The sequence below is a fragment of the Sinorhizobium sp. 6-70 genome, assembly GCF_030124375.1.
Classification (GTDB): Bacteria; Pseudomonadota; Alphaproteobacteria; order Rhizobiales; family Rhizobiaceae; genus Sinorhizobium.
Genome location: NZ_JASKLS010000002.1, coordinates 373,736 through 394,421 on the forward strand (window position 1 = coordinate 373,736; position 20,686 = coordinate 394,421).

The window sequence follows — 20,686 nt, forward strand, 5'->3', positions numbered from 1 at the left end:
GGGATTATCCTATCGGGTGTCTGTTGAGGGCCGAGTAGGCGCCGCTGACATGATGCTCGAGCTGGCGTTCGATGTCGGCGAGCAGGCTCGATGCCCCGATGCGGAAGAGATCGGGTTCCAGCCATTCACGGCCAAGTTCGTCCTTCATGAGGAACTGATAGTTCAGCACGTCTTTTGCCGCCGAGATGCCGCCGGCCGGCTTGTAGCCGACCTTGCGCCCGGTGCGCTCCTGATAGGCGCGGATCATCCTCAGCATGACGAGCGTTACGAGCAGCGTCGCGTTGACGCCCTCCTTGCCCGTCGAGGTCTTGATGAAGTCAGCGCCGGCCATCATGCAAACGAGCGATGCGCGAGCCACGTTACGCAAAGTCTTGAGATCGCCGGTCGCGAGGATGGCCTTGACATGGGCGTCGCCGCACGCGGCGCGGAAATCCCGCATTTCGTCGTAAAGCGCCTGCCAATTGCCGGTCAGCACATGCTCGCGCGTGATGACGATATCGATCTCGCGCGCACCGTCGGCGACCGAGGCCTCGATTTCCTTCAGCTTCACGTCGTGCGGTACAAGACCCGCCGGAAAGCCGGTGGAGACGGCGGCAACCGGGATGCCGGAACCTTCAAGCGCCTCGACGGCGGTCGAAACGAAGCGATGATAGACGCAGACGGCGCCGGTCGTGATGCCGCGACCACCCATGCCGAGCGCCTCGAGAATGTCCTGGCGCACCGGCTGGCGCGCCTTGGCGCAGAGGCGCTTGACGCGCTCGGTGGTATCGTCGCCATTGAGGGTGGTGAGATCGATGCAGGTCACGGCCTTCAGCAGCCAGGCGGCCTGGGCATCCTTCTTGACCGTACGCCGCCCCGGCAGCGTTGCGACGCGCCGCTCCGCCGCAGACAGATTGACGCGCTGATCGACGACCCACGAAAGGTCGAGCTCGATGCCGTCATTGCGCGGCCAATTGTGGCCTACGCCGGCGGTCTCAGCGGGTCCCGCCGCCGTGCTCTTCACAGCAAGGTCTTGCAACCGACTACTCCCTGGTATCGCCGATGTCGCCCTCGGCGCGCATCTTCGCAGCTTTTGTCCGCCTTGGCGATATTGTTATCTTTCTATCTAATTGTGTTAGAATTCCACCAAATGGTTTATCTGTCAAGCAAAGAGCGCCGTCCGCGAAAGCCGCCCTATGCGACCGTCGTCTCGCCGTCTTCGGTGATGACGGCTCGAAAGGCACCTGTGGGCGCGAAGAAGGCCGGCTTCAGCTTGCCCATCTTGCTGCGATCGACGACGAGGTAATTTTCCCGGGCGAGCGAAATCACCTTCTGCTTGATCGGCACCTCGTGGAAATGAACACAGGTCGCACCCCGCTGGCGGTCGATCCCGGCGGCGGAGAGAAACGCGACATTGATGCCGAGCCTGTCCAGCGTTTCCAGGCCGGCGTCGCCGGAAAAGGATGCCGAAGATGGATGGTAGACGCCGCCCAGCATGACGATCCGCACATTGGGCTTGCGGGTCAGGCGGTCGGCCGCATTCAAGGAATAACAGACTGCCGTTATTGAATAATTTTCCGGAATCAGGTCGACGAGATATTCAAGCGTCGTGCCGCAGTCGATGAAGATCGTCTCATCGGGACGAATATATCGGGCAGCATGGACGCAGGCTTCAAGCTTGGCAGCCGCATGGCTGTCGGCCGCGCGCGCAAGCTCATAGGGCACGTCACTGTCGATATCGGCCGCGGGAACGATGTGGCCACCGAGATAGCCAAAAAGCCCGGGATTGTCGGCGATGTCCCGGCGCACCGTCATCTCCGACACGCCAAGCAGAGCGGCGGCGTCTTTCAGGTGTAGCACGCGCCGCGCCGAAAGCGCGTCGGTCAAGGTCGTTATGCGCGTCGACTTGCGGTTGGCCATTGGTCCCGGTTTCCGCGATCCATAGTGTGAGCGAGAGCCGCTCAGAAACGATATTTGTGATAATTATCACAGAAATTATCCCGCGAGCAAGCGGGCTCGGTCGGGCGCAGGCGGGGTCGGCAGCCGCGGTATCCCCGTCTCCAACGCGTCGATCATAAAGCGCAACGACCAGCGAGGACCGAGCAATGAGCTCGTCCATGATATGCTGACGAATGGCATTCCCGGTGATTGTTGGCGAACTCTCCTGGCCCCCTCAGTTCCCCTCTCCCCCAATCGCTCCGGTTGCAGCGGCCCGCAAGCGGTCTCTGCGGGCTGCTTGCCGCATGCGCGATTGACAAGCCCTCGAGAACGTTGACAAAGTGACGCTCGATCGAGACGGGCAGCATTGGGAGGACTTAAGTCTATGCGCGCGCTTGTCGGCCTTTTCCCCCTTCTTCTCACGCTCGCCTCCCTCGGCTCACCGGCTGTGGCGGCGGAAACGAACCGCACCGTCGAGATTACGCAAGACGGCGACTATTTCGGGTTCGATCTCCGCACCGAGCAGAACGTTTCGCTTCAGCAATGTGAGACCGCCTGCATCGCCGACCAGGCCTGCCGCGCCTTCACCTACAATCCAAAGGTGAAGTGGTGCTTCCTGAAATCCGACTTCAATCAGTTGAACACCTTCAAAGGCGCGATCGCAGGCAAGGTTGTCGAGACAGGCAGCGGCGAGCCCGATATCGGCGCGCCGCCACGTCTCTCCTTCATCTCGGACGATCTCCTGCAGCAGGCGCGTGACGTCAAGGCGAACCTTGCGCTCACCGAAGATCAGCAGGGTTTCGGTGTCAACGGCCTGATCGAAGCAGGACGGAGCGAGTTGACAGCCGGCAACGTCGAAAACGCGCTGAAGGCCTTTCGCGGCGCGGTGGCAATAACGCCAGATGACGGCGAGTTGTGGCTGGAGACGGCGCGTGCAGCCAACCGGATCACCGGCAACACCGAGATCGCCGGCCAGGCAGCGCTTGCCGCCCTCAACGGCTACCAACTTACCCGCACGACTCAGAGCCGGGCAGACGCGCTTGCGGTTCTCGCCAGGGCACTCGAAAACGCGGAGAACTATCGCGCTGCGCTCCAGGCATACAAGGCGAGCCTCGAACTCGTGCAGGCGAATACGGTCGAAACGGCTTACCTCGACCTCAAGGCACGGCAGGGTTTCCGCGTCACCGACCATACGATCGATGCCGACAGCGCCAGCCCACGCGCCTGCGTCCAGTTCTCCGAGCAACTCGTCAAGAGTGGAGCGGACTATTCCTCTTTCGTCACCCTCGACGGCAAGGCGCCGAAAGCGGTCGAAGCCAAGGGAAACCAGATCTGCGTCGAGGGGCTGGCCCATGGACAGCGCTACAAGCTGGTGCTGAGGCAGGGCCTGCCCTCCTCCGTCGACGAGGTCATCGAAACGCCCGTCAGCCTCGATATCTATGTCAAGGATCGCTCGCCGATGGTGCGCTTTACCGGCGACAGCTTCGTCCTGCCGTCGACCGCCCGGCGCGGCATTCCGATCGTCTCGGTCAATACCGAGAGCGCCAACCTCAAGCTCTATCGGGTCGGCGACCGCAGCATTTCTTCGCTGCTCGTGAATTCGCAGTTCCTGACCCAGCTCGACGGCTATAGCGAGGAACTCATTAAGGATCAAAGCGGCGAACTCGTCTGGCAGGGCAGCATCGACATCGCCACCGAACTCAACAAGGAAGTGGTGACCAGCTTTCCGGTGGACGAGGCGCTCCCTCAACGCAAGCCCGGCGTCTACGTCCTGACGGCGGTCTCGGGTACCGGCCTCAGTCAGGATTGGGACGCTCGCGCCACCCAATGGTTCGTGGTCTCCGACATCGGCATCTCGAGCTATGCCGGGACGGATGGGCTCACTGTCTTTGCCCGCTCGCTCGCAAGCGCAAAACCGCTCGAGGGCGTACAACTGCAACTCGTCGCGAAGAACAACGAAGTGCTCGGCACCGCAACGAGCGATGCGGAGGGCAAAGCGACCTTCGCCGCCGGCCTGATGCGCGGCACGGCAAGCATGACGCCCGCAGTCATCACGGCGAAGAAGGCCGACGCGGACTACGTCTTCCTCGATATGACCCGCGCCGGATTCGATCTTTCCGACCGTGGTGTCACCGGCCGCGCTGCGCCCGGCGCAATCGACCTTTTCGCCTGGACCGAACGCGGCATCTACCGCGTCGGCGAGACGGTGCATGCGGCAGCGCTTGCCCGCGACGTGAACGGCGCTGCGATCGAGAACCTGCCGCTGACCTTCGTCTTCCTGCGCCCGGATGGCGTCGAGGACCGGCGCATGGTCAGCAATGGCGGCAAGCTCGGCGGCCACACGCTCGACCTGCCGATTCCGGAAAACGCGATGCGCGGCACCTGGACCATGCAGATCTTCGCCGATCCGAGAGGGTCCGCGATCGGTGAAAAGCAATTTCTCGTCGACGACTTCGTACCGGACCGCACCGAGTTCGATCTGACGAGCAAGGCAAGCGAGATCACCGTCGGCACACCGGTGCCTGTCTCGGTTGAAGGCCGCTATCTCTATGGCGCGCCCGCGGCGGGCCTCACGCTCGAGGGGGAAGTCTCGATCAAGCCGACGCGCGAGAGCCCCGCCTTCAAGGGCTACGTCTTCGGCCTTGCCGACGAGGAGGCGAGCGAAGACACCCGCCTGCCGCTCGAGGCGCTGGAGCCGCTGGACGAGAACGGCAGATCCGTGTTCGACGTCGATCTGACCGAGGTCCCTTCGACCACGCAATTGCTCAACGCCAATGTCACCGTGCGCATGCGGGAAGCCGGCGGCCGCGCCGTGGAGCGCTCGCTGACGCTGCCGGTCAAGCCGGAGGGACCGATGGTCGGCATCAAGCCGGAGTTTTCGGGGGATCTTGCCGAAAATTCGGTCGGGCGGTTCCACGTGATCGCGGTCGGAGAGGATGGCACGAAAATGCCGATGCCCGGCCTGCTCTGGAAGCTGATCAGCGTCGAACGCAATTACCAATGGTATCGGGACGGAAGCGCCTGGAAATACGAGCCAGTCATTTCTACGAAACAGGTGGCGAACGGCACCATCGACGTAACCGCAGACGGTGCCACGATCGCCGTGCCGGTCGGCTGGGGCCGCTACCGCCTCGAGATCGAGACGGCTGCGATCGACGGTCCCGCCTCCAGCGTCGAGTTCGATGCCGGCTGGTATGTCGAGGCTACCTCGACTGAAACGCCGGACGGGCTAGAGATCGCGCTCGACAAGGAGAGCTACACGATCGGCGAGACCGCGAGACTCAAGGTCTCGCCGCGCTTTGCCGGCGAATTGCTGGTCACGGTCGGCACGGAAAACCTGATCACGACGAAGACGGCGACCATTGCCGAGACCGGCGGCGAGGTGGAATTGCCCGTGGCCGCCGGGTGGGGCGGCGGTGCCTATGTCACCGCGACGCTCTATCGTCCTGGAGAAGCCCAGGAGAGCCGCATGCCGATGCGGGCCATCGGCATCAAGTGGCTCGCCGTCGATCCGGCGGAGCGCAAGCTCGCAGTCACGCTCGACGCACCGGAGAAGATGCAGCCGCGCCAGCCTCTCGGCGTCAACCTCAAGGTGCGCGGCGCAGGCGCGAACGAGGACGCATACATCACAATCGCCGCCGTTGACTTGGGCATTCTGAACCTCACACGCTATGAGGCACCCGATCCGGACGGCTGGTACTTCGGCCAAAGGCAGCTCGGTCTCGAAATCCGCGACCTCTACGGCCGCCTGATCGACGGCTCGCTCGGAGCCACCGGCCGGCTGCGCACCGGCGGAGACGGCGGGCAAATGCCGCTGCAAGGCAGCCCGCCGACCGAAAAGCTGGTTGCCTTCTTCTCGGGGCCTGTGAAGCTCGATGCGGACGGCGAAGCAAAGGTCAGCTTCGATATCCCGCAGTTCAACGGCACGGCGCGGGTCATGGCCGTTACCTGGACGAAATCCGGCGTCGGCCATGCGGTCAAGGACGTCGTGATCCGCGATCCGGTCGTGGTGACCGCAAGTCTGCCGAAATTCCTGGCCCCGGGAGACCGCGCGGGGCTCAGGCTCGACATCGCCAACACGGATGCACCGGCCGGCGACTACCAATTGCAGGTGACGACAAACGGGCCCGTAACCGTCGAACAGACCGGCGCAGCCGAAACCGTGCATCTTGACGCCGGCGGCAAGACCGCCGTCACGCTGCCGCTGGCGGGCCAATATCCCGGAGACGGGCTCGTCACCGTGGCACTTTCCAATGCCTCCGGCTTGATGATCGAGCAGCCATTGAACGTTGCAGTCCGGCCGGCCGCCTTGCCGGTCACCCAGCGGCAGGTGGTCAATATCGCCGCCGGCAGCAGTCTGACGGTCGATGACCAGCTGCTCGCCGACAGCCTGCTGCAGGGCGCGTCCGTCAGTCTCAACGTCACCCGCTCGGCCGCCTTCGACATTCCGGCGCTGTTGATGACGCTCGACCGCTATCCCTATGGCTGCGCGGAACAGACGACGAGCCGGGCCCTGCCGCTCCTCTATCTCAGCGAACTCGCCAAACAGTCCGGCCTTGCCGACGACGGCGAGGTCACGAAGCGGGTGCAGGAGGCGATCTACCGCGTGCTTTCCTATCAGTCCTCCTCCGGCAGCTTCGGCCTTTGGGGACCCGGTTCGGGCGACCTCTGGCTCGACGCCTATGTGAGCGACTTCCTGACGCGGGCGCGCGAACAGAAATACGACGTGCCGGAACAGGCGATGGTGCAGGCGCTCGAAAATCTCCAGAATGCGCTGAGCTACGAGACCAGCGTCAAGGACCGCGGCAACGAGATCGCTTATGCGCTCTATGTGCTCGCCCGCAATCGCAAGGCGGCGATCAGCGACCTTCGCTATTACGCCGACACGATGCTCGATGATTTCCCGACGCCACTCGCCAAGGCGCATATCGCCGCGGCGCTGGGACTTTATGGCGATGCCGCGCGCTCGCAGGATATCTTCGCGGCGTCCTTGAACATGTCGACCGGTTCCGGGCTCGTCAAAGTCAGCCTCGCCCGGTCCGACTACGGCTCGTCGCTGCGCGACGATGCGGCGGTGCTGGCGCTGGCCGCCGAAAGCCGTCCCGTACCGGCGATCATTCCGGAGCTTTCGAAGATCGTCGCGAGGGAGTGGCAACAGGCGCAATACACGAGCACGCAGGAACAGACCTGGCTGCTGCTTGCAGCACGTGCGATCCAGGGCGGCGACGAGGACATGAAACTCGACATCAACGGCGCGCCGCGCACCGGGAGTTATGCCGCACGCATAACCGGGGACGCCCTCATCGAGCACCCGGTCGTCATTCGCAATAACGGCGCCGAAGCGATCTCCGCCGTGGTGACGACCGTCGCGGCTCCCGCCCAGCCACTGTCGGCGGGTGGTGATGGCTTCACGATCGAGCGCACCTACTACACGCTCGACGGCGCCGAGGCCAATGTCAGCGAAGCGCGGCAGAACGAGCGTTATGTCGTCGTGCTCAAGGTCACCGAAAGCAATGACTGGCCGTCGCGCGTGCTGATCACCGACCTGTTGCCGGCCGGGTTCGAGATCGACAATCCGAGCCTTGTCGATAGCGCGCAGCTTACGAATTTCGAATGGATCGGCGAAGTCGAGGCTGCCCACACCGAGTTCCGCAGCGATCGCTTTGTCGCGGCCTTCGATCGGTCGACCGGCGACAACCGGGAGATCACGCTTGCCTATGTCGTGCGCGCCGTGACCCCCGGCACCTATGATCATCCGGCCGCAAGCGTGGAGGATATGTACCGGCCGCAATTCTCGGCGAGAACGGCAACCGGCCGCATGGAGGTGCTGGCAGCCCAGTAGACGCGCGATGACTCTCTGGCGAAAGCTTTTCATCGGCTTGCGAAAGCCGTTACGTGAACGGACAAGGGTGCGCGGAAAAGGCGCTGTCCCGGCGTCACCCCCCTCTGCCGCCAATTCTGATCGTTCCCGACACTTCCCACGTCTTCAAGCGGCTGTCCTGATAGCCTTGCCCATCTGCCTGGTCCTGGCCGTGATCGCAGTCGTCGGCCTACAATGGGCGGACAAGGCCTTTCCGCCGCCGCTCGATGAGGCTGGCACCGTCTCAGCCGAGGTGCTGGACAAGGACGGGCGCCTGCTGCGCGCCTTCGCGACCAAGGATGGTCTGTGGCGGCTGAAGACCACCGTGGACGATGTCGACCCACGCTTTCTGAACATGTTGATCGCCTATGAGGACCAGCGCTTTCGGGAGCACCACGGTGTCGACCCCTTGGCGCTCGGCCGTGCGGCGCTGCAGTTCGTCACGAACGGCCGCATCGTGTCCGGCGCATCGACGCTCTCTATGCAGGTGGCAAGGCTGATCGAACCTCGCCGGGAGCGGACGCTGGCAGCGAAACTCCTGCAGCTCTTTCGCGCCATCCAGATCGAGCGTCGCCTCAGCAAGGACCAGATCCTTGATCTCTACCTCACCCATGCGCCCTATGGCGGCAATCTCGAAGGCGTGCGCGCCGCGAGCCTCGCCTGGTTCGGCAAGGAACCGCGCCGTCTCTCGGTTGCCGAGGCGGCGCTTCTCGTCGCGCTGCCGCAACTGCCGGAAAAGCGCCGTCCCGACCGCAATCTCGGCGCCGCCGAAGCTGCCCGCAAACGGGTCCTCGGCCGCGCGGCGGTTGCCAACGCGATCGGGGACGGCGAGGCGGAACGGGCGGCTGTGGCGGCCATACCGACGCGGCGGCTCCAGCTTCCCGCCTATGCAGCACATCTTGCCGAAGTGGCGCGTCGCAAGGAGCCGAAGATCCTTCAACACCATACGACGCTGCGACGCGACATTCAGCGCGGGCTCGAAACCGTCGCGCGCGAGGGGGCGGCGAAGCTCGGGCCGAAGGTCTCCGTCGCCATGGTAATGGCCGATGTCCGCACCGGCGAGATCGTCGGCGAAGTCGGTTCGGCCGACTACTTCGACACAAGCCGCGCCGGCTGGATCGACATGACGCGGATCACCCGTTCACCGGGATCGACGTTGAAGCCCTTCATCTACGGGCTTGCCTTCGAAGAGGGACTGGTCGCCCAGGAAACTATCATCGAGGACCGGCCGGCGGATTTCTTCGGCTATCGCCCGCGCAACTTCGACATGAGTTACCAGGGCGATGTCAGCATCCGGCAGGCGCTGCAGCTCTCCCTCAATGTGCCGGCGATCCGCCTGCTCGATGCTGTCGGCCCCGCCCGACTGATGGTGCGCTTCCGCCGGGCCGATGTGCGCCCTGCCCTGCCGCCGAATGAGGCACCGGGGCTCGCGATTGGCCTCGGCGGCCTCGGCATCACCTTGCGTGACCTCGTTCAGCTTTACGCGGGCCTGGCCAATCGCGGCTGGCCGGTGCGGCTCGGCGACGGCATTGAGGGCAAGGCGGGCCTGATCGACGGCGAGCCGCTGCTCTCGACCGTTGCCGCCTGGCAGGTCGCCGATATCCTCTCAGACGTATTGCCGCCCGCCGGCAGCCGGCAGCGCGGCATCGCCTACAAGACAGGTACCAGCTACGGCTATCGCGATGCCTGGTCCGTCGGTTTCGACGGCCGCTACGTTCTCGGCGTGTGGGTCGGGCGCCCGGACAACGGCGCAGTACCAGGTCTGACCGGTTACGGTGCCGCCGCACCGATCCTGTTCGAAGGCTTTGCTAAATCGGGGATTGCCATCACGCCGCTGCCGGATCCTCCGGCTGGTGCGGTGCGACTTGCGCAGTCCGACCTGCCGATCAGCCAGCGGCGCTTTTCGATGACAGCGAGCGGCCTGCTTTCGGCATCGGCCCGCGAGCCGGCCCCGCAGATCGTCTTTCCGCCGGAGGGCGCGCGCGTCGAGCTTGGCGGGACCAACGGTGAAATGCTGATGCCGTTGACCCTCAAGCTGCAAGGCGGTCGCGCCCCGTTCCGATGGCTCGCCAATGGCCGGCCGTTACCCGATGTCACTCGCCGCCGCACTAGCCAGTGGCTCCCCGACGGCGGCGGCTATTCCACTCTCACGGTCATCGATGCTGCGGGGCGGGCGGCAAGCGTTCGCGTTTTTGTAGAGTAATTCCGTTTCTGGACCACTGAACGGCATCAGGCGCGGCGGGTTTCGGACGACTTTGCGCCCGTCCGCCGATCGTCCATTTAGATCGGCGGACGGCACTTCACTCTTCTTCACGCACGCCGGGTTGATTTGCCTTCACCCGCCTGCTGATGCGATGGATGGCCGGTCATCACGATCGGCATTTCCGCTTCAAGGCAGGCGGCGACGAAAGCCTCTCGGGCGATCGCGGCCGGCGTCATCCGGTTGAGCGCGCCGCGGCATGTGCGTACCGCACGTTCGTAACGCTGGCCATTGCGCAGCGGCCACTCGTTTTCAAGAAAATCCAGGGCTTCGTATACGGAATTGAAGGTGTGCTTGATACCACTTGAAAGGCGTACGGTGAGGGGATTTGTCCACGGAATCTCATTGAGAAGCATTGCTTCCTCCTTTCAGGCGCCATCAATGGATCGATGACACAGATATTGGCCCCGATCCCGGAAAATCAAGGCGCGAACGCGTCGAATTTTTTCACGATATTACAAAGACTTGCATCCCACTCCTTCAGTGCCGTCGGATCATCCCGGCTGCGGCTCGCACAACCCCTTGAAACCGCTGCGGAAGTCACTAAATCGCAATTGCGGGCCGCCTTTCGGGGCTCGCAGTCGAGGGGCATCGTCCTCTTCGACGCTGCTCCTCATCGTCCATGTTGCTCAAGGAGGATATGGCCATGAGAACAACACTCGACTTTTCGCCCCTGTCCCGGTCAAGCGTGGGATTTGACCACGTTTTCGACCTGCTTGACGCAGCGAGCCGTCTGGCGCCAACCGACAATTGGCCGCCCTACGACATCCTCCGCGTCGGCGATAACCAGTATCGCATCATCATGTCAGTCGCCGGCTTCGCGCCCGACGAGATAACGGTTACGCACGAGCCGCAGCTTCTTGTCGTTCGCGGTGAAAAAGCCGGAGAAGACAAGGCGGAATATCTCTATCGCGGCATTGCTGGCCGCAATTTCGACCGCCGCTTCCAACTGGCTGATCATGTGACGGTCACAGGTGCCAACCTCGCCAACGGTCTGTTGGCAGTCGATCTCGTCCGCGAGTTGCCCGAGCAGATGAAGCCACATCGGATCGAGATTCATCAGGCCGACGCACTGCCTCCGATCGAGGACCGCGAGCGGGCCGAAGGCGGCAAGCACGCCGCCTAGGGCGTGCTGGGTAGCTGCCCTAATCGCCGAAGGCCGGCAAGCTCCGGCGCTTTGGCGGACGGCCATAAAAGACAAAAGAAAAAGGAGCTGAACAATGAACGTACGTGATCTCATTCCATGGGGCCGCGCCCAGGAGCACGTGCCGGCATCCTATCCCGATGTCGACCGCAATCCATTCCTGATGCTTCACCGGGAAATGAACCGCCTGTTCGACGACGTCTTCCGCAACTTCGATCAACGCATGCCGTTTGCGTTTTCGAACCAGCCGGGCTTCGGCTTCGGTTGGCCCAATGTCGAAGTCACCGACCGTGATAACGAGATCAAGGTCACGGCGGAACTGCCCGGGCTCGAAGACAAGGATATCGAGCTGTCCTTCTCCGAGGGCGTCCTGACGCTGCGCGGCGAAAAGCGCGCCGAGAGCGAGGACAAGGAAAAGCAGTTTTCCGAACGCTACTACGGCCGCTTCGAACGGCGTATTCCGCTCGCATACGACATCGACGAAGGCCAGGTCAAAGCGACGTTCAAGAACGGCGTGCTGAGCGTCACGCTTCCGAAAACGGAGCAGAGCCAGAGCAAGTCCAAGCGTATTGCGATCGGGACCGAGTAGAAGCCGGTAGCGCTTATCAGCCTCGGCGGCGGCTCAGCGGCCGCCGAGGCGCTTGAGCACCACACTACTGCACGAGGATCGCTCGGAAATCGTTGACATTGGTGCCCGTCGGTCCCGGCTTGAATATATCGTCAAGTGCATCGAAAGCCGTCCAGCTATCGTTGCATTGGAGCAGTGCTGTCGGGTCCAGCCGATGCCCCCTGAGCCGGGCAATCGTCGTGCCGTCGGCAAAGGCGCCGGCATTGTCTTCCGAGCCGTCGATCCCATCGGTGTCGGCAGCCAGTGCAGAAACGCCATGGACGCCGTCAATACCGAGCGCCAGCGACAGCAGGAATTCGCCGTTGCGCCCGCCCTTTCCTTCACCTTTGATGGTCACCGTCGTTTCGCCACCCGAAAGGACGACGACCGGCTTCGAGAACGGGCGGCTGCGGAAGGCAACTTCGCGCGCGATCGCGGCATGGACGCGCCCCACCTCGCGCGCTTCGCCTTCAATCGCGTCGGAAAGGATGATCGCGTCGATCCCGGCCTCGCGGGCGCGCGCGGCCGCAGCCTCCAGCGAGACGGTCGCCGAGGCGATCAGGCGTACTTCGTTTCGGAGAAACCTCGGATCGGACGGCGTCGGCGCGTCCGCAGCATCCGCCGCCAGCCACTCAATGACCTTTTCCGGCAATGACAACCCGTAACGCTCGACAATTTTCAAGGCGTCCCCGCGCGTGCTTTCGTCGGCGATCGTCGGGCCGGAGGCGACCAGCGCCGGATCGTCGCCCGGGATGTCGGAGACGACAAGCGAAACGACTTTTGCAGGATAGGCCGCCGCCGCGAGCCTGCCGCCCTTGATCGTCGATACATGCTTACGCACGCAGTTCATGGCGCTGATCGGCGCGCCGGAGGCGAGAAGAGCGCGATTGACGGCGATTTCATCCTGCAACGACAGGCCGGACGGTGGCGAAGGCAGGAGCGCGGAGCCGCCGCCGCTGATCAGCGCCACCACGAGATCGTCCTTGGTCAGGCCGCGAACCTCGGCGAGAAGGCGTTTCGAGGCGTGCAGGCCGCTTTCGTCCGGCACGGGATGGGCGGCCTCCAGCACCTCGATGCGTTCGCAATGAACGCCGAAACCGTAACGCGTGACGACGGCACCGCTCAGCGGACCGCGCCACACATTCTCGAAGGCCCGCGCCATTTGCGCGGCGCCCTTCCCTGCTCCGACGACAATCGTCCGCCCCTTCGGCCTTTCCGGCAGGTTGGAGGCGATGACGAGGGCAGGATCGGCAGCGGCAACGGCCGAAGTGAACAGCGTTTCGAGAAAGGCGCGCGGGTCGGCGATCGGTGCCACGTGTATGTCTCCCTGAAAATGAAGGGCGGCGGCCTCCTCACCGCCGCCCCACGGATGAACGTTCAACGGCTTCTTCGAAGCCCGTGAAACGCTCTGCCCCTTGAACCTACGCAACCTGATGGTTGGCCATCCGCTCGAGCGCCCGAACGAGGCCGGAATGGTCGAGCCCGCTGTCGCCGTTAGCGGCGCAATTGTTGAAGAGCTCCTGGGTGGCCGCCGTGTTCGGCAGCGAAATGCCGAGGCTCTTTGCTCCCTGCAGCGCCAGATTGAGATCTTTCTGGTGCAGCGAGATGCGGAAGCCGGGATCGAAGGTGCGCTTGATCATCCGGTCGCCATGGACCTCGAGAATGCGCGAGGAGGCAAAGCCGCCCATCAGCGCCTCGCGCACCCGCGCCGGATCGGCGCCGGCCTTGGAGGCGAAAACCAATGCTTCAGAGACCGCCTCGATCGTCAGAGCAACGATGATCTGGTTGGCAACCTTGGTGACCTGGCCGTCGCCGCAATCGCCGACAAGGGTGATGTTCTTGCCCATTAGCTTGAACAGCGGCAGGGCACGATCGAACGATTCCTGCGAGCCACCGGCCATGATGCTGAGCGAGGCATTCCTTGCCCCGACTTCACCGCCGGAAACCGGAGCGTCGATGTATTCCGCCCCCGTTTCGCGAACCTTCCTGGCGAATTCCTTCGTTTCGATCGGTGAGATCGAGCTCATGTCGATGACGAGCTTGCCCCTGCCGAGACCGTAGAAGACGCCATTCTCGCCGAAGAGGACATCCTTCACTTCCGGCGTGTCCGGCAGCATCAGAATGATCGTATCGACGGTCTCGGCGAGCGCCTTCGGCGTCTCGACAAATCTGAGGCCGTTATCGACGAGCTCCTGGCGCGGCGGGATGGCGAATTTCGACGTGATGATCGTATGTCCGGCATCCTGCAGGTGACGCGCCATCGGCGTGCCCATGATACCCAGTCCAATGAAACCGATAGATGCCATCGTGCTTAGCTCCTGATTTTGATGATGTCTGCGGACTGCTTGCACTCGGCACTCCGCCAGCCCAGCCCCTCGGCCGTCGTCGTCCGCGGCTTGTATTCGCAACCGACCCAGCCGTCGTAGCCGGCCGCCTCCAGCGCGTCGAAGACGAAGGGATAGTTGATCTCACCGGTGCCAGGCTCATTACGACCCGGATTGTCGGCAAGCTGGACGTGGACGATACGGTCAGCGAAGCGCTTGTAGGTGCCAACCAATTCACCCTGCGTGCGCTGCTGGTGATAAAGATCGTACTGGATGAAGAGGTTGTCGCTGCCGACCTCGGCGATGATCGAGGCCGCCTGCTCGACGGTGTTGAGATAAAAGCCCGGAATATCGAAGCGGTTGATCGGCTCGATCAGGAGGCGGATGCCGTGCTTGCCGAGTTCGGTTGCCGCGAGCTTCAGGTTCGCAACCAGCGTCGTGCGCAGGATATTGTCGGAAACGCCGTCCGGCGCGATGCCGACGAGGCAATTGACCTGCCTGCAATCGAGCGCGGTCGCGTAGTCGATAGCGGTCGCAACGCCCTTGCGGAATTCGTCGATCCGGTCCGGAAGAATGGCGATGCCGCGCTCGCCGCGCGCCCAGTTGCCGGCGGGCAGGTTGTGCAGAACCTGGATCAAGCCATTGCGGTCGAGCGCGGCACGCAGCGCCATCTTCTCGAACTCATAGGGGAAAAGATACTCCACCCCCTCGAAACCCGCCTTGGCGGCCAGCGCAAAGCGATCGAGGAACGGCGCCTCGTTGAACAGCATGGTCAGGTTCGCAGCGAATCTCGGCATGCGATTGTTCCTCCTGGAAGTTGGTACGGGACGCGGGCGGAAAAACCGCGCACACTTTCGTGATTTTTTCAGTCGAGAAGGGCGGCGATGGCCGTCGGCACGTCCTCACCGCGCGCGGCGAGTTCCTCGAACTCGACGACGGCGTTGATGTCAGCGCCCATGGCGATGTTCGTCACGCGCTCGAGGATGAACTCGATGACGACCGGGACTCGATGTTCGTCCATCAGCGCCCGCGCCTTTTCGAAGGCTTCGGCGAATTCATTGGGGCTGCGGACGCGGATCGCCTTGCAGCCGAGGCCTTCGGCGACTGCGACGTGGTCGACGCCGTAACCTTTCTGTGCATCGCCGTTGGCATTGATGTTGTCGAAGGCGAGGCTCACCTCGAAATCCATATTGAAGCCACGCTGCGCCTGCCGGATGAGGCCGAGATAGGAGTTGTTCACGACCACATGCAGGTAGGGCAGCTTGTGCTGCGCACCGACGGCCAACTCCTCGATCAGGAACTGGAAATCATAGTCACCGGAGAGCGCGACGATCGGCCGATCCGGATCCGCAGCCCTGACACCGAGTGCCGCCGGCAGCGTCCAGCCGAGCGGACCCGCCTGGCCGCAATTGATCCAGTTGCGCGGCTTATAGACGTGCAGGAACTGCGCACCGGCGATCTGGCTGAGGCCGATGGTCGAAACGTAGCAAGTGTCGCGGCCAAAGGCGCGGTTCATTTCCTCGTAAACGCGCTGCGGCTTGAGCGGCGTCTGGTCGAAGTGGGTTTTGCGCAGCATGGTGCGCTTGCGCTCGCGGCACTCTTCCGCCCAGCCCGACCAGTCGCACAATTTGCCGGCGGTCTTCCATTCGGTGGCAACGTCGAGGAAGAGCTTGAGCGCCGCGCCCGCATCCGAAACGATGCCGAAATCCGGGGCGAAGACACGGCCGATCTGCGTCGGCTCGATATCGACATGAATGAACTTGCGGCCTTCGGTATAGGTCGGGACATTGCCCGTGTGGCGGTTGGCCCAGCGATTGCCGACGCCGAGCACGAAGTCGGATGCGAGCAGCGTCGCGTTGCCGTAGCGATGCGACGTCTGCAGGCCGCACATGCCGGCCATCAGCGGGTGGTCGTCCGGGATCGTGCCCCAGCCCATCAATGTCGGAATGACCGGGATGCCGGTGATCTCGGCGAATTCGACCAGAAGGTCCGAGGCGTCGGCATTGATGATGCCGCCACCCGCGACGATCAGCGGCCGCTCAGCCTCGTTCAGCATCGCGATCGCCCTTTCGGCCTGCGCGCGGGTCGCCGACGGCTTGTAGGGCTCCAGCGGCGAATAGGTTTCCGGATCGAACTCGATCTCAGCAAGCTGAATGTCGACCGGCAGGTCGATGAGAACCGGACCCGGCCGGCCGGAACGCATCAGATGGAACGCCTTCTGGAAGACGAACGGGACCAGCGCCGGCTCCATGACCGTGACCGCCCATTTCGTGACAGGGCCTGCGATCGAGGCGATGTCGACGGCCTGGAAATCCTCCTTGTCGAGGCGGGCGCGCGGCGCCTGGCCGGTGATGCAGAGGATCGGGATCGAGTCGGCGGAGGCCGAGTAGAGGCCGGTGATCATGTCCGTGCCGGCCGGGCCCGAGGTGCCGATGCACACACCGATATTGCCGTGCCTGGCCCGCGTATAGCCTTCCGCCATATGCGAGGCGCCTTCGACGTGACGGGCAAGAATGTGACGGATCGACCCGCGGGCCTTCAAGGCCGAATAGAACGGGTTGATCGCGGCGCCCGGAACACCGAAGGCACAATCGATCCCCTCCTTTTCCAGAACATAAACTGCCGCGTCGACAGCGCGCATCTTGGCCATGGAAACTCCTCCTGTTTGAATTAGGACGATAATCCATTTTCTGATTTACTCAATTCACAAATGGAAATAATTTCCATGATATGGAAATAAAGATTTTCAACAAAATGGAGAAAATCGAAGGCAATCGCGGTAGAGGAAGATGGATCGAGGCAACCGATTTGGAGAATGATTCATGGAGTCGACGGGCAAGGGAAAGCGCGGCCGCAAGGCCGCCGAGAATGCCGCACCTTCGTCCGTGCAAGTGCTCGATCGCAGCCTGACGCTCCTGGCGATCGTTGCCAAAAACGACAACTCGACGCTGACCTCGCTTTCGGAGCGCACCGGCATGGCGCCCTCGACCGTGCACCGGCTGCTCACCTCGCTCTCCTCCCACGGCATGGTGATGAACGACAGCGACACGGGGGTGTGGACCGTCGGCCTCAAGGCCTTCGAAATCGGCAATGCCTTCCTGCGCTTCCGCAAACTCGGGACGATCAGCCGCCCGTTCCTCAAGCAGCTGATGGAGGCCAGCGGCGAAACGGCCAATATCGCCATCGAGGAAGGCGGCGATGTCGTCTTCATCTCCCAGGTCGAAAGCCATGCGCCGATGCGGGCTTTCTTCCGGCCGGGGCGGCGTGGTCCGGTCCACGCGTCGGGCATCGGCAAGGCGATCCTGTCGACGTGGTCCGACAAGGAAATCGGCCAGTTGATGTCCGGCCGACCCCTCACCCACTTTACCGAGAAGACACGTGATACGCTGCCCGGCCTGTTGCGGGACATTCAGGAAATACGGCTCAGGGGCTGGTCGATAGACGACGAGGAGCACACGCTCGGCATGCGCTGTGTCGCGGCGCCGATCTTCAACGAATACGGCGAGACGATCGCCGGCATATCGATCTCGGGCCCCTCGGTCCGAGTGACAGACGAGAAGCTCGCCATCCTCGGGCCGATGGTCAGAGAGACAGCCGACGCCCTGACACGCGCGATGGGCGGCAAGCGGCCGGAAGAACTGTAGCGGCCGGAAGGCAAATTCCGGCGGCTGCGTCTTATTGGCGAGCACCGCCGCCCCGCGGGCCGTCAATCATGCAACTGTACTATGAGAGCAGTCGTGCCCATGGTTTGACCAAGCTCAGATAGACATCCATTAGCCTCTGGAGATGATGGATCACACGCTGATCATCCAAAACCGGCACTTCGGAATGTCGACGAACCATGTAGAGCGTGCGCGTGAGGGCAGGCTTAATTATGCGGCGAGCGGCGAGCGTTCCTTCGCGCACTTCTTTAGCGATCAAGCCATAGGGCATGATCATCGCCGCGGTGCCAGACGCGATTGAATCGATCGAATGAACCTCATGGGCAATGCGAATATCGAGCGACAATCTCCTGGCTTCGCTTTCGACAATATGACGCAGAACGCCGCGTTCGCCACCAATTGCAAGGTCGTATTGCAGAGCCTCTGTAAATTCGATGCTTTCTTCCTGTGCGGCTTGGCTCGAGGCGGTGACGAACAGAAGATCCTCCTCCAGCACCGCTTTTCGTTTCAAGCCGGACCATTCACCGACATTGTTGAGGAATGCGACATCGACTTGCCCCTCCTCCAAAGCATGCAACAGATCCGGTGGCCGCTCTTCAATGACGTGGATCGTGACATCTGGCATTGTTTGATTCGCATCGGCCAAGAGGTCTTGGCCGAGTAGCTTTGACATTGTTCGACCGACGCCGAGCCGCAGTTCAATCCGCTTGGCAGCCGTGAGCGCACGGACTTCGTTGGCCGCCGTCGCGACATCATCGAGAATATGCTGCGCATGCGTATAGAGAAGTCTGCCCGCCGGGGTTGGAGTGATGCCGCGCGAATGCCGCACAAGCAATTCGATGCCAAGCTCACCTTCGAGCTGCTTGATCTGCGAGCCGAGCGCAGGTTGCGCGACGTTCAGCGTTTCGGCCGCAGCTGTCATGTTGCCAAGCTCGACAACCTTGCGGAAATAGGTCAACTGCCGAAAATTTATCTGACGTTCCTCCCAAAGTGTGACGACATTGCTTCTCGTCCGCACTTGAGGGATCAGTTCGCCCCTTTTTACCAAGACTACGGCGCATGCGTACCTTTTCACGCATGCGCCTTTCTTGACAAGCGTCAAGCGGTTGTTCAACCGGTGAATTGAGTAATCGTGTCGATCAGGGCGGGAACGCCGCTTTTCACTTTGGCAATGGCACGTTCCAGTGCCGGACCGATGTCCGCCGGATCCTCGATCGGGCCCTCCGCATACCAGCCGCATCCTCGGGCCAGCGTTGCGAAATCGGGGGCGGGATCAAACAAGTCCATGCCGATATGAGCGCGGCTGACCGGCGTCCCACGCTGTTCTGCGACTGTCACCTGGTGTTCCCAATCATTGTAATAGGCGCGGTTGTTGTGCATGACGCAGAGGAACGGCACTTTGTGCTTGGCGGCGAACCAAAGCGCGCCGACATCGAAGAGCAGATCGCCATCCGTCTGGCAGTTGACGACGAGGCGACCCGTGCCGCGATGCGCAAGCGCGATGCCAAGAGAAATGCCGATCTGTGTTCCCGGACCGAGACCTCGGCCTGCCCAGCGATAATGCCTGTCGAAATCCCAGAGCTTGGGTGCCCAGTCCTCGAACGGGTTCGTAGTCAGGACCCAATCCTCATGTCTGATCTTCTCCCAGACCTCGCTGGCAAGGCGCGGCAGTGAAATCGGGCTGGCATTCCAGTTCTCACGCGCTTCCTCGCGCCATTTCGCGCGCTGGGCATCATGCATCCCGGCCACCGCATGCGATCGTTCCTCTATACGCCTTGCGAGCCTTGCATCGTCCCTGGAACGTCTTGAAATCAGCGAGGTGAGCGCCGGCATTGCAAGGGCCGGATCGGCAAGCAGCCGCTGCGAACAGTCCGGATAGCGCTGATAATCGGCTGCCCATTTTGAAATTTCGATATCGGCGAAGCCGATGTCCAGCCACTCGCACCCCTTCGGGTAAAGAGGTTGCAGTGTACGGTTGATCCGGTCGTTCACATGGGTCGGTCGCTCCCAGTCCCGACAATCGAGCAAGGTAATAAGATCGGCCTGCTTGAAGACCTCTTTGCTCATGCGCATGTCGAGTGGATGCTCGGTCGGGAAGTTCAGACGCCATTGCGTGTCGACGACAGGCGCACCGAGCGCCTCGGCAAGCGCGACAGTATTGGAAAAGCCATTCGGATCGCAACCGACGTATTGCGGCAGCAACACCGGCCATTCGGCCGAAACGAGGCGGTCCGCGGCTTCTTCCAGCGCTTTCGGATCGGGTGCTATGCGGCTCGGTACCGTTGCCGAAGCGGGTGACGGCAAGGTAACCGGTGCGGCAAGCGGCGCTTCCTGCAGCGCGGCATCATAGACCATGTAGATCGGACCGCGCGGCTCCGTCATCATGATCGAATAGGCGCGGGCAAAGCTGTCGACGACACCGTCGATGCCACCTGGCTGGTAATCCCATTTGACGTAATCGCGCACCTGGGTGCCCTGCACATTGGCCGTATGAGCCCAATCGACACGGGGACGGCGCTTTCCTTCGTCCATCGGGCCGGTGGCGCCGATCAAGAAAACCGGCGCACGGTCCGTATAGGCGGTATAAACGCCGAGCGTCGCATGAAGCAGACCGACAACGTTGTGGACGATCACGGCGAGCGGCTTACCTGTCGCCTTGGCATAACCATGCGCGATCTCAACCGCGATTTTCTCATGCTGACAAACCAGCATTTCCGGCTCATTGCCATTGTGATTGACAAGCGAGTCGTGCAGGCCGCGATAACTGGCGCCTGGATTTAGCGTGATGAAGGGAAAACCGTATTGCTTGATCAGATCGGCGATCACATCGGACTGCCATCCGAACGGTGCCGAACCTTCGCTCTCCTCCAGCGCCTTGGCCTTCGGGTCAGCCTTCTCCTGCATCGTCATGC

General features: G+C 62.6%; 14 protein-coding genes. 5 read left to right on the forward strand and 9 right to left on the reverse strand.

Annotated features, from left to right (window positions below):
• Positions 1 to 4: 4 nt before the first annotated feature.
• Entirely contained in the window at positions 5 to 1,018 is a 1,014-nt protein-coding gene (deoC, locus tag QN222_RS05560; RefSeq protein ID WP_283965243.1) for a deoxyribose-phosphate aldolase, read from the reverse strand.
• Between the two features lie 155 nt (positions 1,019 to 1,173).
• Complete coding sequence (locus tag QN222_RS05565; protein ID WP_283965244.1) at positions 1,174 to 1,899, reverse strand: DeoR family transcriptional regulator; 726 nt, start codon at positions 1,897 to 1,899, stop codon at positions 1,174 to 1,176.
• Positions 1,900 to 2,302: 403 nt separating this feature from the next.
• Between QN222_RS05565 and QN222_RS05570 the strand changes: the two genes are divergently transcribed.
• Positions 2,303 to 7,759 carry an alpha-2-macroglobulin family protein gene (locus QN222_RS05570; RefSeq protein ID WP_283965245.1) on the forward strand — a complete coding sequence of 1,819 codons (5,457 nt, stop codon included), beginning with the start codon at positions 2,303 to 2,305 and terminating at the stop codon, positions 7,757 to 7,759.
• A gap of 157 nt (positions 7,760 to 7,916) precedes the next feature.
• Positions 7,917 to 9,980, forward strand: a complete 2,064-nt coding sequence (gene pbpC / locus QN222_RS05575) for a penicillin-binding protein 1C (RefSeq protein WP_283965249.1) — start codon at positions 7,917 to 7,919, stop codon at positions 9,978 to 9,980.
• 107 nt (positions 9,981 to 10,087) lie between these two features.
• Here the strand turns inward: pbpC and QN222_RS05580 are convergent, their stop codons facing one another.
• On the reverse strand, positions 10,088 to 10,393 hold the full coding sequence (locus QN222_RS05580; protein ID WP_283965246.1) for a DUF982 domain-containing protein: 306 nt from the start codon (positions 10,391 to 10,393) through the stop codon (positions 10,088 to 10,090).
• 290 nt (positions 10,394 to 10,683) lie between these two features.
• On the opposite strand from QN222_RS05580, the gene QN222_RS05585 reads away from it, so the two are divergent.
• Together QN222_RS05585 and QN222_RS05590 are read left to right on the forward strand one after the other, a co-directional pair.
• A complete protein-coding gene (locus QN222_RS05585; RefSeq protein ID WP_283965247.1) occupies positions 10,684 to 11,163 on the forward strand; it encodes an Hsp20 family protein in 480 nt (159 codons plus the stop codon).
• Between the two features lie 94 nt (positions 11,164 to 11,257).
• Entirely contained in the window at positions 11,258 to 11,770 is a 513-nt protein-coding gene (locus tag QN222_RS05590; protein ID WP_283965248.1) for an Hsp20/alpha crystallin family protein, read from the forward strand.
• 64 nt (positions 11,771 to 11,834) lie between these two features.
• Here QN222_RS05590 and QN222_RS05595 read toward each other — a convergent pair whose 3' ends face one another.
• The 4 genes from QN222_RS05595 to gcl form a co-directional block, all read right to left on the reverse strand.
• Positions 11,835 to 13,103: a glycerate kinase gene (locus QN222_RS05595; RefSeq protein WP_283965250.1), complete on the reverse strand. Its 1,269-nt coding sequence runs from the start codon at positions 13,101 to 13,103 to the stop codon at positions 11,835 to 11,837.
• A 106-nt stretch (positions 13,104 to 13,209) separates the two neighbouring features.
• A complete protein-coding gene (locus QN222_RS05600; RefSeq protein ID WP_284005299.1) occupies positions 13,210 to 14,094 on the reverse strand; it encodes a 2-hydroxy-3-oxopropionate reductase in 885 nt (294 codons plus the stop codon).
• 5 nt (positions 14,095 to 14,099) lie between these two features.
• Complete coding sequence (gene hyi / locus QN222_RS05605) at positions 14,100 to 14,909, reverse strand: hydroxypyruvate isomerase (RefSeq protein WP_283960694.1); 810 nt, start codon at positions 14,907 to 14,909, stop codon at positions 14,100 to 14,102.
• 68 nt (positions 14,910 to 14,977) lie between these two features.
• Positions 14,978 to 16,762 (reverse strand): glyoxylate carboligase, encoded by a 1,785-nt coding sequence (gcl, locus tag QN222_RS05610; RefSeq protein WP_283960695.1) that lies wholly within the window; start codon positions 16,760 to 16,762, stop codon positions 14,978 to 14,980.
• A 172-nt stretch (positions 16,763 to 16,934) separates the two neighbouring features.
• Between gcl and QN222_RS05615 the strand changes: the two genes are divergently transcribed.
• The gene (locus QN222_RS05615; protein WP_283960696.1) at positions 16,935 to 17,756 is read left to right on the forward strand and encodes an IclR family transcriptional regulator; all 822 of its coding nucleotides are present in this window, start codon (positions 16,935 to 16,937) and stop codon (positions 17,754 to 17,756) included.
• 79 nt (positions 17,757 to 17,835) lie between these two features.
• On the opposite strand, the gene QN222_RS05620 is transcribed toward QN222_RS05615, so the two are convergent.
• Both QN222_RS05620 and QN222_RS05625 read right to left on the reverse strand, forming a co-directional pair.
• Positions 17,836 to 18,876: a LysR family transcriptional regulator gene (locus QN222_RS05620; protein WP_283960697.1), complete on the reverse strand. Its 1,041-nt coding sequence runs from the start codon at positions 18,874 to 18,876 to the stop codon at positions 17,836 to 17,838.
• Between the two features lie 8 nt (positions 18,877 to 18,884).
• Positions 18,885 to 20,684: a thiamine pyrophosphate-binding protein gene (locus tag QN222_RS05625; protein WP_284005300.1), complete on the reverse strand. Its 1,800-nt coding sequence runs from the start codon at positions 20,682 to 20,684 to the stop codon at positions 18,885 to 18,887.
• Positions 20,685 to 20,686 lie beyond the last annotated feature (2 nt).